The sequence below is a fragment of the Campylobacter sp. CCUG 57310 genome, from assembly GCF_013201975.1.
Lineage (GTDB): Bacteria > Campylobacterota > Campylobacteria > Campylobacterales > Campylobacteraceae > Campylobacter_A > Campylobacter_A canis.
The window spans coordinates 1342329-1355621 of record NZ_CP053845.1 but is presented as its reverse complement, the minus strand read 5'-3'; the positions used below and the strand labels follow the sequence as shown (position 1 = coordinate 1355621).

Genomic DNA, 13293 nt, shown 5'->3' with positions numbered 1-13293 from the left:
TGCTACAATCAAAACTATGAAAAAAGAGAGAAATTTAAATATTGCCGATGTAAAAAAAGTCGGAGTTATAGCTAAGATAAATGCCGATTTGGCTAAAAATTTAAAGACGATTGAGAAAATTTTAGCCAAATACGGTGTAGAAATTTTGCTTGAAAAAAGTTGCGCTAAAGAGGTTGATAAGCAAGGTTTTGAGCTAATAAATTTGGCTAAAAATTGTGATTTTCTAATCTCTTTAGGCGGAGACGGCACGATCATATCCGTTTGCAGACAGAGTGCAGAAATTTCGCCGTTTGTGCTTGGAATTCACGCAGGAAGACTTGGGTTTTTAACCGATATCACGATGGATGAATGCGAAGGGTTTTTTAAAGACTTTTTTGAGGGAAAATTTGATATCGAAACTCCGTTTATGCTTGATGTATTTATGCATAAAAAAAGCGGCGATACGGTAAAAAAGATAGCCTTTAACGAAGCTGCGATACTAAGCTTGAAACCAGGCTCTATGGCTCATATCAATGCGCTTTTAAACGGAAAAGATTTTAACTCGTATTTTGGCGACGGTGTTCTTATATCAACGCCGATCGGCTCGACTGCTTACAACATGAGCGCAAACGGACCTATCATCTATCCGTTAAGCGATGTTTTTGCCGTTACTCCGATATGCTCTCATTCGCTTACTCAGCGTCCGGTTGTGCTTCCAAGAGGCTTTGAGATGAAATTTAAAACCCAAAGCGATGCTGTTTTGGTTATCGATGGGCAAGATAGGTTTAACATGTCAAATTTAGATAGTGTTAGCGTTGCTTTGAGTGAAAAATCGGCAAAATTTATCCGCCATATCGGCAGGGATTACTTTCAAATTTTAAAAGAAAAACTTCACTGGGGTTATAATGATTGAGAGGCTTTTGATAAAGGAATATCTAAATTTTGATAGCGTTGAGCTGAAATTTAAGGAGGGACTTAGCGTATTTACCGGCGTAAGCGGTGCGGGCAAGTCGGTTTTGATGAGCGCGATAATGGCTGTTTTTGGGCTTAAGGATAGCGACGCAAAGCTGATTGAAGCGGATGTGGAGTATAAATTCAGTGCCGAGGAGTATGGGATTGAGAGCGAGCAGATAAATACTTTTAAACTGTTTAGAGATAAGGCGACAAGGTATTTTATCAACTCTCAGGCTATCTCAAAGAAAAATCTCGCCTCAATCGCAAAAGAGCATATAAAATATCTGTCCGCCAAAGAGATAAACGAGTTTGAAAACGAGAGATTTTTAAATTTGCTTGATATCGCCGAAAGTAAAAAAAACGGAGAATTTTTAAAATTTAAGCAGGAATTTGAGGCAAAATTTAAGGAATTTGATCAAATCTCAAAAGAGTTGCAAAATATAATAGAAGATGAAAGAAGGATTGAGGAGCTTAAGGAATTTGCAAGTTTTGAGATATCAAAAATAGAGTCAGTTAGCCCAAAAGTAGGCGAATTTGAAGAGCTTATGGAGATAAAAAAACGCCTTAGTAAAAAAGATAAGATAAATGAAGCTTGGGGTAGGGCCGAAGCCGTATTTCACGTTGAAAGAGCCGTCATAGATGCGCTAAATATCAGCGATATAGATGCGAGCTTTTTTGAAGAGTGTATGAACGAGCTTAGAATAGCGCGCGACAACCTAAATATGGACGAGCTTGAAGATATCGATATAGAGGGAGTTTTGGATAGGATCGAGGCGCTAAATTCGCTAATTCGCAGATACGCAAGCATCGAGGAAGCGCTTGAAACTTTAAAAAAACGAAAAGCCGAGCTTAGTAAATATGAAAATATAAGCTTTGAAAAAAGCTTGCTTGAAGCTAAATTTAACGCTTTAAAAAGCGAGATTAACGATATGTCAAGCAAGCTTACAAAGGCAAGGAGTGAAAATTTAAAAGAGCTTGAGGATCTTATAAATTCATATCTTAAAGAGCTTTATATGAGCAAAATCACTCTTAAAATAAGCCAAAAGCCGCTTGATAAATTCGGCGTTGACGAGATAGCTTTGAGTTTAAACGAGACCAATTTAAAAAATTTAAGCTCGGGCGAACTAAACCGCTTGCGACTTGCCTTTATAGCAAGTGAAACGCAAATTTCAGGAAGCGGAGAAGGGGTAATAATCCTTGATGAGATAGATGCGAATTTAAGTGGAAAAGAGGCGATGAGTATCGCAAATGTGCTTTTAAATTTGGCGAAATTCTATCAGATTTTTGCTATCTCGCATCAGCCTCAACTTAGCTCAAAAGCAAATTCTCACTTTTTGGTTGAAAAACTTGAAGAAAAATCCATCGTAAGAGAGCTTGAAAACAGCGAACGAATATCTGAGCTTGCCAGAATGATAAGCGGAGAGACCGTAAGCAAAGAGGCGATGGAATTTGCCAAGCAGCTTTTAGACGGGTAGTTATGTCCGAAATTTTATTTTTAAAAAAGAAAAAAGATGATAATATCTAACGCTTTTGAAAAAAGTTAATATAGTTTAAATATAAAATTTAATAGGTAATATAAAAAATATGGAAAAAAATAGAATTTTAATAGTAGAGGATAACAAATCACTTGCAAAACTAATAGCTAAAAAGATGGAAGACAACGTCGATATGCAGGTTGATATAGCTTATAGTTTAAAAGAGGCGCAGGAATTTTTAAAAAATCCAAATGATTATTTTATAGCATTGCTTGATCTAAATTTGCCTGATGCACCAGACGGAGAAGTTGTTGATTATGTCATCTCAAAAGGCTTGCCGAGCATAGTTTTAACCGGAAGTGTGGATAACAAAACAAGAGAGACTTTCATACATAAAGATATTGTGGATTATGTCTATAAAGGCAATATGGAGGATATAAATTATATATTTCATATGATTAATCGTCTTAGGCAAAATAGACAATATAAAGTAATGGTCATTGAGGATTCTTTGACTTTTAGAAATAGCTCGAAAAAAATTTTAAAAAGCTTGCAGTTTGAAGTATTTGCCGCAGCTCACGGCGAAGAAGCTCTTAGCTATTTTAAAGATAATCCCGATATAAAGCTGATTATTACAGATTATAGAATGCCTGTTAAAGACGGTCTTGAAGTTTTAAAAGAGGTAAGAAAAGACAAGGATAAAAACTCTTTGGGAGTTATCGTAATGACCTCTCCTAAGGACGAGATAAATGCAGCCGTATTTCTTAAAAGTGGCGCTAATGACTTCATAGCAAAGCCTTTTGAAAAAGAAGAGCTAATATCTAGAGTAAATAACACTATAGAAGCCATGGAAAACATAGAAAGAATTGCAAATTTTGCTAATTGTGACTTTTTAACGGGCGCTTATAATAGGCGTTATTTTTATAGCGACATGGATGAATATTTAAAGAAAATCGCAGAAAAAAATGAAAATTACGCTTTGGCGATGATAGATATTGACCATTTTAAAAAGATAAATGATACATATGGGCATGACGGCGGCGATAGAGCGCTTAAATTTTTAGCTAAAAAACTTATAGACTCCACTAAGGGAAGCGATATAGTAGCTCGCTTTGGCGGCGAGGAGTTTTGTGTGACACTTAAGAATATACGCCAAGAAGAGGCCGTGAAATTTTTTGTAAACTTAAGAGCCGCTATAGCATCAAGTGTAGTTATGCTAAAAAAAGCAAATATCCAAATGACCGTTTCTATTGGTTTGGCATTTGGAGATAACGAATCTAGCGTAGATGAAATACTAGAGCTTGCAGACAAGGCTCTTTATGCCGCTAAGAAAAACGGAAGAAACCGTGTGGAGATCAATCTGTGATCATAGATACTCACTGCCATCTTGACGATAATAGATATGATGATGATCTTGATATGGTCATGCAAAATGCCTACAACGAAGGTGTAGGAGGGGTTTTAATCCCGGGGGCTGATATTAATGATTTACCAAAAGCTGCTAAGATATCTGAGAAATTTGATAATGTATTTTTTGCCGCAGGCGTTCATCCATATCATAAAGAGGATTTAGATATCGATACGCTTCGTAAATTTGCCGGTCATGAGAAGTGTATAGCTATCGGAGAGTGTGGGCTTGATTATTTTAGATTGCTAAAAGACGATAGTCAAAAAATAGCCGAAAAAGAGCTTCAAAAGAGGGTTTTTGCTTCTCAGCTTGATTTGGCTAGCGAGCTAAAGATGCCCGTTATTTTACATATTAGAGATGCCAATGAGGATGCTTTTAACATACTAAAAGAGTATGCAAGTAGGCTTGTAGGCGCCGTAATGCACTGTTATAACGCATCGCCTTTGCTTTTGGAGCTAAATAAATTCGGGAATTTCTATTTTGGCATAGGCGGAGTTTTGACATTTAAAAACGCTAAAAATTTAGTGGAAATTTTGCCTAAAATTCCACAAGATAAGTTACTAATTGAAACAGACGGTCCGTATCTTTCTCCAGAGCCGTATAGAGGCAGAAGAAACGAGCCGATATATACTCAGCTGGTTGCTGAGAAAATGGCTGAAATTTTAAATTTAGATAAAGAGAGGTTGATAAATTTAACAACGTCAAATGCAAAGATGCTTTTTGGGCATTTTAAAACAGCATAAACCAAGGAGAAAAATGAGATATTTTAAGATAATTCTTTTGTGTATGACCTGTTTTGGAGTTTTGTCTGCATCAACGGCAAACAAAGATCATATAGAAATACAAAAGAAGATATTAAAAGAGTTTGATATAGATGCTAAATTTATGAAAAATCCACACTATAGCTCTATAAAAAATAGCATAAAAGAGAGCAAGAAGAAGGAATTCGTAAAAACTTTAAAAAACGGACATAGGCACATACCTACTCTTCAAAAAATCATCAAAGACTCAGGTATTCCGGAGTCTTTTTTGTATCTTGCAATGATAGAATCAGGATTTTCCAATAATGTCGTATCAAGCAAGAGTGCAATCGGAATTTGGCAGTTTATGGCGCCTACCGCAAGGCTTTACGGTCTTAGAGTGGATAACTATACGGACGAGAGAAAAGATCCTATCGCGGCAACTATCGCGGCTACCAAGTATCTTCAGAGCTTAAAAGACGAATTTGGGAAATGGTATCTTGCTATGATGGCGTATAACTGCGGCAACACTAAGCTAAGATCGGCTATTAAAAAGGCAGGAACGGATGATCTGGCTACTTTGCTTGACGCAAATAAAGGCTATATCCCAAAGGAAACTAGAAATTTTGTTAAGAAAATTTTAACCGTTGCGCATATCGCAAACGATAAGAACTTCCTTAGTTCAAAAGATGCCGAGCTTATAACAAATGCAAAGGGCATGGAGATTGAGAAGATAAAAGTGCCCGGAGGAACTACTTTGATGGAGGTAGGCGACAGTATCGGACTTAGTCTAAAAAGAATGAAAGAGTACAACTCTCATCTTAAATTTGTCTATACTCCGCCTGTTGATAAGCCGTATTATATGTATATACCAAAAAATAAAAAAGAGATGTTTGATAATAATTTCGAGGTTGCTAAAAATCGTAAATTTGAAATTTACACTGTGGGCAAAAACGAAACGCTCCTTGCAATCGCTGAAAAAACAGGCGTAAGTCATAAGATTATCAAGGAGTATAACGCTCTTGCTTCAAACGAGATAAAGCCAAATCAAAAATTAGTCATTCCTAGCGATCAAGATGTTAATTATCTGGCTGAATATATAGTAAAAAGCGGAGACACTTTAAGTGAAGTTGCAAAGAAATTTGATGTCGCTTTTGAGGATTTAAAGGATGCAAATAGCTTGATGAGCTCAAATTCTTCTATCGGAGCAAAGCTTGCAACTTCAGAATAGTATAAAATTTACGCTTCTTAGTGTTTTTGTAGCTATATTTTTTACAGGCTGTTCTGTCGTGAGCGGGATATTAGGACCAAGCGGACCAAAGGGACCAACACAAGAAAAGATAAATAACTCTAAAAAAGTGCATGAAGCCACTATGCGCCCTTATAAGATAAACGGCAAGACTTACTATCCTACGGTTGTTAGCGTAGGAGATACGGCCAGCGGTATTGCAAGTTGGTATGGTCCTGATTTTCATGGTAAAAAAACTTCAAACGGCGAAATTTATAATATGTACAATATGACTGCCGCGCATAAGACTTTGCCGATGAATACAATGGTTAGAGTCGTAAATTTAAAAAATAAAAAAAGCATTGTGGTGCGTATAAACGATCGAGGTCCGTTTGTGGCAGGCAGGGTTATAGATCTTTCCAAAACCGCAGCATCCAAGATAGATATGATAGCCGCAGGAACAGCTCCAGTATTTTTAGAGGTGATAGGATTTAACGGCAAGATAAGCGATAGCTCCACGGTTGTTTCTGGTACAACAAAAGAGCAAAAGACAACCGGAGGCGTAGTTGTAGCGCAAAAACCGCAAGATGTGTTTGTGGGCGGAGAATTTATGGTTCAAATCGGGGCGTTTAGAAATTTAAGCGGTGCTACAACTTATAAAAACAAGCATTCAACTAAAAACTATACCGCCGAAATTAGAAAATATACGCTTGATAATAAGCCGATTTATAGAGTTTTCTTAACAGGATTTAGAAGCGAAAACGAGGCTAGAGACTTCATTGAAGCAGGGCATATAGAAGGCGCATTTATCGCAAGGGAGTAAGCGTGCAAAAGATAAGAAAGACCAAAGAGACCGATATAAGCTTAGATTTGGAAATTTATGGAAGCGGAAAGTGCGAGGTAAGCACGGGTATAGGATTTTTTGATCATATGCTTGAAGCCTTTGGCAAGCATGCTTTGTTTGATATGAGGCTTGTTGCAAAGGGTGATTTGCATATAGATTTTCATCATACGGTTGAAGATACGGGCATAGTTATAGGCTCTCTTTTAAAAGAGATCATTTATCCTGTAAACGGGATAGAAAGATTTGGAGAAGCTACTGTTGCAATGGATGAAGCGGCGGTTAATTGCGCCCTTGATCTGTCTAACCGACCTTTTTTAGTTTATGAAAGTATTAGCGATGGCAAAGTAGGTGATTTTGACATCGAGCTTGTTAATGAATTTTTCCAAGCTCTTGCATTTAACGCAAATATCACGCTTCATATAACTAAAATTCGTGGCAAAAACTCTCACCATATCATAGAAGCAAGCTTTAAAGCTCTAGCCGTGGCTCTTAGAAGAGCGCTTGCTAAAAACGAAAGAATCGGAGTTCCAAGCACAAAGGGAGTGCTGTGATAGAGATAATATTTTTAGACGTTGATGGATGTATGACTGACGGTAAGATAGTCTATAGCGCAAACGGCGAGGAGATTAAGTTCTTTGATGTTAAAGACGGATACGCCATAGAAAGCTGGCTTAAGCTTGGTAAAAAAGTAGCCATCATAACAGGAAGAAAATCCGCAATAGTAGAAAGAAGAGCTGAAAATTTAAAGATAGATCACGTATATCAAGGCGTAAGCGATAAATTTGCCGTAGCTGAAGAAATTTTAAAATTCGAAGGACTAAGCTTTGAAAACGCAGCCGCTATAGGTGATGACTATAATGACTATAAGCTTTTAAAGGCTGTAAAGTGGAGCTTCAAGCCAAAAAATGCCATAAAAGAGCTTGATGTAAAAACCAAGCTTGATTTTAAGGGTGGCAATGGGGCGATTAGGCAGATGATTGAAATTTTGATAAAGCATGAAAATCTTTATGAAGAGTGGTCTAAACGTTGGTTATAAAGATTTTTTACTTCGTTATATCTATTTTTAGCGTAGCGATGGTTTATCTGACCATACAAGATCCGTATCATACTCAAAGCATTAAGCCTGATAATTCTATCGCCAGTATGAAGATAAACGATGTAATTGATTATGAGCTAAATTCCACTATCATAAACGCAAGATACGAGGCTGACGAGTGGAATAAGTATAGCGATAAGGATGAATTTCTTAGCTTTAAAGCCGAAATTATAAAAGATAATAAAGAGCATAATTTAACATCCGATAAGGCTTTTTATCAAAACGATACGCTTAAATTTAAAGGCAATGTCGATTATATAAGTAGCGATGGGCTTAAATTTGTCTCGGATGAAGTGGTGTATGATATCAAATCAAAGCTCGCGGTATCCGATACTTCGTTTGTGATGACTCAAAATGGCGACAAAGTCGTAGGTGATGCTTTGGTCTATGATGCAAATTTAAAAAGAACATATGTAAAAGGAATCCGCGCATGGATAGAGGAAAAAAGATAATTTGGGCTTTTGTTTTATTTGGTTTGTCGGCTCTTTTTGCGGAGCAGGTAGAGGTAACCGCTGATGATTTTTACGCCGATGAAAAAAAGCTTATAAGCGAATTTAGCGGAAATGTAAATATAAAAAAGGGCAAGGATGTTTTAACGGCAAATAAGGTTTTGATATACTTTGACGCCAAAAGAAACCCTCTTAAATATGTAGCCAGCGGAGATGCCAAATTTAAAGTCATTATACAAAATAAAAATTACAACGGAAGCGGAAACGAGCTTATTTACGAGCCTGCACCGAATTTATACACCATAAACGGAAACGGCTTTTTGCACGAAGAAGAAACCGATAAAAAAGTCTATGGCGAAAAGATAACCGTAAATCAAAACAGCGGAACGTATAATGTAAATAGCGGAAACAAAAAGCCGGTTAAATTTATCTTTCAGGTTGAAGAAAAGAGTAAGAACAAGTGATTAGAGCGCTTAATGCTAAATTTTTAATCTCGGCGCCAAATATTTCCCTAGCTCCACCTGTTAGCGGTAGCGAGGTTGCTTTTTTGGGGCGATCAAATGTGGGCAAAAGTAGCCTTATAAACGCTCTTGTAAATCATAAAAATTTAGCCAAAAGCTCTTCTACTCCAGGTAAAACTCAGCTTATAAATTTTTTTGAAGTAGGCTACGAATACGATGAGCAAAGAATCAATCTTGTATTTGTCGATCTGCCCGGTTTTGGTTATGCAAGAGTGGCAAAAAGTATGCATAACGAATGGAAGAGAAATTTAGACGAATATTTAAAACAAAGATCTAATATCAAGTTGTTCGTTCATCTTATAGATAGTAGGCATTTTGATCTTGAGATAGATAAAAATGTAAATGACTACCTGCAAAGCTTTTTAAGAGCCGATCAGAGAATTTTAAACATCCTAACAAAGGCGGATAAACTAAATCAAAGCGAAAAAAGCGCAGCTTTAAAGGCCTATCCAAACGCTCACTTTGTATCTGTTCTTAAAAAGATAGGCATTGATAAAGCTAATGAGCTAATAGTAAAAAATGCATTGGGTGTATAGATGAACGGCGCAATAAACTTCAGAAAGCCTAAACTAAAAGATATAAAAGCTATGCAAGAGCTTGTCCGTGAAGAGGTTGCAAGCGGACTTATCCTGCCAAGAAGTGACGATGAAATTTCAACCAATATCAGGTCTTATATGCTTGCTTGTTTGCATCAAGACGGCAAAGAAGAAGAGATTGTCGGGTTTTGTGCACTTCATATACATACTGTAAATTTAGCCGAGGTTAGAAGCCTTGTAGTGTCTAAAAATTTAAGAGGCGGCGGAGTTGGAAGCAAGCTCGTACAAAAGATACTTAGGGAGGCTAAAGAGTATGAAATCAAGACCGTTTTTACTCTAACTTACCGAAAAAGCTTCTTTGAAAAGCTTGGTTTTGTTGAAATTCCAAAGTCTGATTTGCCTGCGCAAAAAATTTGGGCCGATTGTATTAAATGCAAGCACTTTCCGGTATGCGACGAAATAGCTCTGATTTACAAATTCTAAAATTCGCTCTTTGGACGGCGTTTTTGCTTGTATATCAAGCCGCCACAAGCGTAGCTACCTACTTGCCGCCGCTTATAGGTATATTTTTTACCTATATGATTATCTTAAATATCGAAAAAAATAAAAAAGTCAAAAAGTATGACAAAAGATGGTATTTTGCTATCTTTTATCTGATTTTTGCCGAGCAGGTGCATGGATATGCGCTTTTTTCTACGATGATAGGGTTTTTGCTGTTTTATTATCTGGTTTCTGATTGGCTGCTTGTAACATTTAAATCGCGTGAAATTTTGCTTATAGTTTTTGTCGCAAGCGGATACTTTATGACTTGTTTGATCACTTTACTATTGCGATACGTCGCAAATTTACATATGCTAAATTTTGACCACAAGTATTTTATTTACATAGCCTTTGAAGCTCTTTTGGCGACTATTTTATTTCGCGAGCGATTTGCATGAGAATGCGCATAGTTTTTGCCGTCATATTTAGCGTTTGGATCTTGCTGCTTGTTAGAATTTATCATATTAGTATCAAGTCAAACGAAATTTACGAAGAGATTGCCGAGCAAAACGTAGTAAAATCTCAATTTATTCCCCCTGTAAGAGGGCAAATTTTAGACGTTAAAGGAAATCCTGTAGCGGTAAATCGTCTTGGATTTTCGGTATCTGTCAAGCCGCATTTAAGCAAGAGTAAAATTTTAGACGAAGAGCTTTTAAATTTGGCCCAAATTTTTGAAGATATAAACGTTACCAAGCTAAAACGCGATTACGTTAAAGCCGATTCGCCTTATAATCAAGACTTCATCGAGATCATAAATTTTATCGATTATGACACGATGATACCTCACATCTCTTCGCTTTCGCTTCGTGAAGTTTTAAGCGTAAAGCCCGCTTCCAAAAGGCATTATCCATATTCGCACCTTGCTTCTCATATCATCGGCTACGTGGGAAGAGCGAACAAAGATGATGTTTTAAACGACCCTATCGCCAAGCTTACCAATCACACGGGTAAAAGCGGTATAGAGAGGTTTTACAACTCTATCTTGCAAGGCGAGGAGGGCGTTAGGAAGATAAAGGTAAATGCCCTAAACGAGCAGGTAGAAGAGATATCTATGACCTATCCAAAGAGCAGAGATATCACTCTAAGCATCGATCTTGAGATGCAAAGATATGTGGAAGAAATTTTTGACAAAGACGCAGGCGCTGTTATCGTAATGGATGTGCGAGACGGCTCGATTTTGGCGGCTGGAAGCTTTCCTGAGTATGACTTAAACCCTTTTGTGACGGGAATTTCAAAAGCCAAATGGGACGAGCTGATAAACGGTATAGATCATCCCTTTTTAAATAAGCTGGTAAACGGACACTATCCTCCAGGGTCCGTTATCAAAATGGGCGTTGCGCTTGCATTTTTAAACTCAGGCAAGATGGATAGAAGCTCGGGGTATTATTGTAGCGGCACTCTTGAGGTCGGCGGACGAAATTTTAGGTGCTGGAACCAGTACGGACACGGTTTTGTAGATATGAACTCGGCGATTAGAGAAAGTTGTGATGATTATTTTTACAAAGGTAGCCTTAAAATCGGTATAGACGCTATCGCACCGGTGCTCGAGCGCCTTGGGTTTGGTCAAAAAACTGGAGTTGATCTACCTAATGAATTTATAGGAATCGTGCCGAGTCGTGAATGGAAGATGCAAAAGTACGGTCAGCCTTGGTATCACGGCGAGACTTTAAATAGCTCCATTGGACAGGGAAATTTCTTAGTAACCCCTATGCAGATAGCAAGACATACCGCCATGCTTGCAACCGGCAAAAATATCACACCGCATTTTTTGCATAGTGTGGGTGAAGAGGTGGCTAAATTTGAGCAAAGCGATGATGTATTCACGGCTTTTGAGAAAAAACAGCTTCCATATATAAGAAAAGCGATGTATGAGGTTGCAAATCACCAAAAAGGCACGGCGTTTAAGCACTTTAAGGAGGCAAAGCTAAAGCTTGCGGCAAAAACGGGAACCGCACAGGTCGTAGCGATCTCGCAAACAGAGAAAAAACGTATGAAAGAAGAAGATATGAAGTATCTTCAGCGCTCTCATGCGTGGATGACTACTTACGGTCCTTATGAAAATCCAAGATATGTCGTAACCGTCATCATAGAGCATGGCGGACACGGCGGACTTGCCGCAGGACCGCTTACGGCTAAAATTTTTAACAAGCTTATAGAGCTTGGCTACATAGATCAAAAATACGTTATCGAAAGCACTCTTGAAAAAGAAGAGAAAAAGAAACTCGAAGAAGAGAAGAAAAAAGAGAAAAAGAAAGCCTCTTAATCCTCATCCATAGTGCGCACTATCAGGCTTTTTGGAAGGCTAAATTTCTCTATCACTTCGCACTCCTTAGCTCTCATTTCTCCGCTATCTATCTCATGATCAAAGCCAAGCAGGTGAAGCAAGCCGTGCGTAAAGAGTAGGGCTATTTCGGAATCTCTTTCATGCCCTAGTTCGACAGCTTTTTGCTCTGCCAAGTTTGTGTTTATAACAACGCATCCAAGAGGCAAATGAAGTTGATAAACAAGCGGAAAGCTAAGCACATCTGTTGTCTTATCGATACCCCTTTGGCTTAGATTTATCTCTCTCATCTGCTCATTATCAACGAAACTTAATTCCACGTCGCCGCTTGTTAAAAATTCGCAAATTTCATCTAAAATTTCGGGATAATCATCTTCGCAAAGTATCATTTATAAGACTTCCTTTGATAAATTTGAGTATAATTTTAGCTAAATTTTGCATTTATAAACTCAAATTTAAAGCAAAACATCAAATTTAGACCAAAGGCAATAGATGAAAAAGGCGGTTTGTATCATAAGCGGAGGCATGGATAGCACTCTTTGTGCCTATATGGCAAAGCGTGCCGGGTATGAGATAATAGCGCTTCATTTTGATTACAATCAGCTCACCATGAAAAAAGAGCGCGAGGCTTTTTATCAAATTTGCGCCGATCTTGGCGTAAGCAAATCCTTGGTGCTTGATGTTAGCTTCATCGCTCATATCGGAGGTAGCGCACTAACCGATACATCTATAGACGTTCCTAAAAATAGCCTTGGAGAAGATATCCCTATAACTTACGTGCCGTATCGCAATGGAATATTTTTATCAATCGCCGCCTCGCTTGCCGAAAAAGAAGGAGCCGAAGCGATATATATCGGAGTGATAGAGGCTGACGGAAGCGGCTATCCTGACTGCACGAGCGAGTTTATAGATAAGATGACGGCGGTTATAAACGAAGGCACGGCTATAAAAACAAAGATAGAGATAAAAACCCCGCTTGTAAATCTTACAAAGGCTGATATCGTGCAAAAGGCTTTGAAATTTAAAGTGCCTTTAGAGCTTACTTGGAGCTGTTATGAGAGCGAAGAGGAGGCGTGCGGGCAGTGTGATAGCTGCTTGCTTAGGCTTAGAGGATTTAAGCAAGCGGGCGTAAGAGATGAGATAGGGTATAAGAAAACAACAAACTAAACAAATTTGCTTTTAACACATGAGTTTGCAAAGAACCTATCAGTAAGTAAATTTATCACTAGTGTCGATAAGAGA

General features: G+C 37.9%; 16 protein-coding genes. 15 read left to right on the top strand and 1 reads right to left on the bottom strand.

Annotated features, from left to right (window positions below; all coding sequences use genetic code 11):
• Positions 1 to 16: 16 nt before the first annotated feature.
• The 14 genes from CORI_RS06770 to mrdA all read left to right on the top strand — a co-directional run bounded on the left by CORI_RS06770 (position 17) and on the right by mrdA (position 12033).
• The gene (locus CORI_RS06770; protein WP_173031325.1) at positions 17 to 892 is read left to right on the top strand and encodes an NAD(+) kinase; all 876 of its coding nucleotides are present in this window, start codon (positions 17 to 19) and stop codon (positions 890 to 892) included.
• A complete protein-coding gene (locus tag CORI_RS06765; protein ID WP_173031324.1) occupies positions 885 to 2408 on the top strand; it encodes an AAA family ATPase in 1524 nt (507 codons plus the stop codon). The genes CORI_RS06770 and CORI_RS06765 overlap by 8 nt, the downstream gene beginning before the upstream one ends.
• Before the next feature lie 109 nt (positions 2409 to 2517).
• Complete coding sequence (locus CORI_RS06760; RefSeq protein ID WP_173031323.1) at positions 2518 to 3774, top strand: diguanylate cyclase; 1257 nt, start codon at positions 2518 to 2520, stop codon at positions 3772 to 3774.
• Positions 3771 to 4559, top strand: coding sequence for a TatD family hydrolase (locus CORI_RS06755; RefSeq protein WP_173031322.1), 789 nt, complete (start codon positions 3771 to 3773; stop codon positions 4557 to 4559). Before CORI_RS06760 ends, CORI_RS06755 begins: the two co-directional genes overlap by 4 nt.
• A 13-nt stretch (positions 4560 to 4572) precedes the next feature.
• Complete coding sequence (locus tag CORI_RS06750) at positions 4573 to 5787, top strand: lytic transglycosylase domain-containing protein (protein WP_172201857.1); 1215 nt, start codon at positions 4573 to 4575, stop codon at positions 5785 to 5787.
• A complete protein-coding gene (locus CORI_RS06745; RefSeq protein ID WP_301952196.1) occupies positions 5771 to 6607 on the top strand; it encodes a septal ring lytic transglycosylase RlpA family protein in 837 nt (278 codons plus the stop codon). The genes CORI_RS06750 and CORI_RS06745 overlap by 17 nt, the downstream gene beginning before the upstream one ends.
• Before the next feature lie 2 nt (positions 6608 to 6609).
• The gene (gene hisB / locus CORI_RS06740; protein WP_173031321.1) at positions 6610 to 7179 is read left to right on the top strand and encodes an imidazoleglycerol-phosphate dehydratase HisB; all 570 of its coding nucleotides are present in this window, start codon (positions 6610 to 6612) and stop codon (positions 7177 to 7179) included.
• Positions 7176 to 7664 (top strand): HAD family hydrolase, encoded by a 489-nt coding sequence (locus CORI_RS06735; RefSeq protein WP_169942549.1) that lies wholly within the window; start codon positions 7176 to 7178, stop codon positions 7662 to 7664. The genes hisB and CORI_RS06735 overlap by 4 nt, the downstream gene beginning before the upstream one ends.
• Positions 7655 to 8176, top strand: coding sequence for an LPS export ABC transporter periplasmic protein LptC (gene lptC, locus CORI_RS06730; RefSeq protein ID WP_173031320.1), 522 nt, complete (start codon positions 7655 to 7657; stop codon positions 8174 to 8176). The genes CORI_RS06735 and lptC overlap by 10 nt, the downstream gene beginning before the upstream one ends.
• Entirely contained in the window at positions 8155 to 8637 is a 483-nt protein-coding gene (gene lptA / locus CORI_RS06725; RefSeq protein WP_169942545.1) for a lipopolysaccharide transport periplasmic protein LptA, read from the top strand. The genes lptC and lptA overlap by 22 nt, the downstream gene beginning before the upstream one ends.
• Entirely contained in the window at positions 8634 to 9230 is a 597-nt protein-coding gene (gene yihA, locus CORI_RS06720; protein ID WP_173031319.1) for a ribosome biogenesis GTP-binding protein YihA/YsxC, read from the top strand. The genes lptA and yihA overlap by 4 nt, the downstream gene beginning before the upstream one ends.
• The gene (locus CORI_RS06715) at positions 9231 to 9713 is read left to right on the top strand and encodes an N-acetyltransferase (protein ID WP_173031318.1); all 483 of its coding nucleotides are present in this window, start codon (positions 9231 to 9233) and stop codon (positions 9711 to 9713) included.
• Positions 9662 to 10168 carry a hypothetical protein gene (locus CORI_RS06710; RefSeq protein WP_254064903.1) on the top strand — a complete coding sequence of 169 codons (507 nt, stop codon included), beginning with the start codon at positions 9662 to 9664 and terminating at the stop codon, positions 10166 to 10168. Before CORI_RS06715 ends, CORI_RS06710 begins: the two co-directional genes overlap by 52 nt.
• Positions 10165 to 12033: a penicillin-binding protein 2 gene (gene mrdA / locus CORI_RS06705; RefSeq protein WP_173031317.1), complete on the top strand. Its 1869-nt coding sequence runs from the start codon at positions 10165 to 10167 to the stop codon at positions 12031 to 12033. The genes CORI_RS06710 and mrdA overlap by 4 nt, the downstream gene beginning before the upstream one ends.
• Here the strand turns inward: mrdA and ybeY are convergent.
• Positions 12030 to 12440, bottom strand: coding sequence for an rRNA maturation RNase YbeY (ybeY, locus tag CORI_RS06700; RefSeq protein ID WP_173031316.1), 411 nt, complete (start codon positions 12438 to 12440; stop codon positions 12030 to 12032). The two genes, mrdA and ybeY, sit on opposite strands and share 4 nt — an antisense overlap.
• A 103-nt stretch (positions 12441 to 12543) precedes the next feature.
• Here ybeY and queC point away from each other — a divergent pair, with 103 nt between their 5' ends.
• The gene (queC, locus tag CORI_RS06695) at positions 12544 to 13218 is read left to right on the top strand and encodes a 7-cyano-7-deazaguanine synthase QueC (protein ID WP_173031315.1); all 675 of its coding nucleotides are present in this window, start codon (positions 12544 to 12546) and stop codon (positions 13216 to 13218) included.
• Positions 13219 to 13293: the final 75 nt, after the last annotated feature.

Excerpts from the sequence above, each read along its gene's own strand:
- mrdA (WP_173031317.1), top strand. The coding sequence starts at position 10,165 with ATGAGAATGCGCATAGTTTTTGCCGTCATATTTAGCGTTTGGATCTTG.
- CORI_RS06710 (WP_254064903.1), top strand. The coding sequence starts at position 9,662 with ATGCAAGCACTTTCCGGTATGCGACGAAATAGCTCTGATTTACAAATT.
- CORI_RS06770 (WP_173031325.1), top strand. The coding sequence starts at position 17 with ATGAAAAAAGAGAGAAATTTAAATATTGCCGATGTAAAAAAAGTCGGA.
- CORI_RS06760 (WP_173031323.1), top strand. The coding sequence starts at position 2,518 with ATGGAAAAAAATAGAATTTTAATAGTAGAGGATAACAAATCACTTGCA.
- lptA (WP_169942545.1), top strand. The coding sequence starts at position 8,155 with ATGGATAGAGGAAAAAAGATAATTTGGGCTTTTGTTTTATTTGGTTTG.
- CORI_RS06750 (WP_172201857.1), top strand. The coding sequence starts at position 4,573 with ATGAGATATTTTAAGATAATTCTTTTGTGTATGACCTGTTTTGGAGTT.
- CORI_RS06715 (WP_173031318.1), top strand. The coding sequence starts at position 9,231 with ATGAACGGCGCAATAAACTTCAGAAAGCCTAAACTAAAAGATATAAAA.
- ybeY (WP_173031316.1), bottom strand. The coding sequence starts at position 12,440 with ATGATACTTTGCGAAGATGATTATCCCGAAATTTTAGATGAAATTTGC.
- CORI_RS06765 (WP_173031324.1), top strand. The coding sequence starts at position 885 with ATGATTGAGAGGCTTTTGATAAAGGAATATCTAAATTTTGATAGCGTT.
- queC (WP_173031315.1), top strand. The coding sequence starts at position 12,544 with ATGAAAAAGGCGGTTTGTATCATAAGCGGAGGCATGGATAGCACTCTT.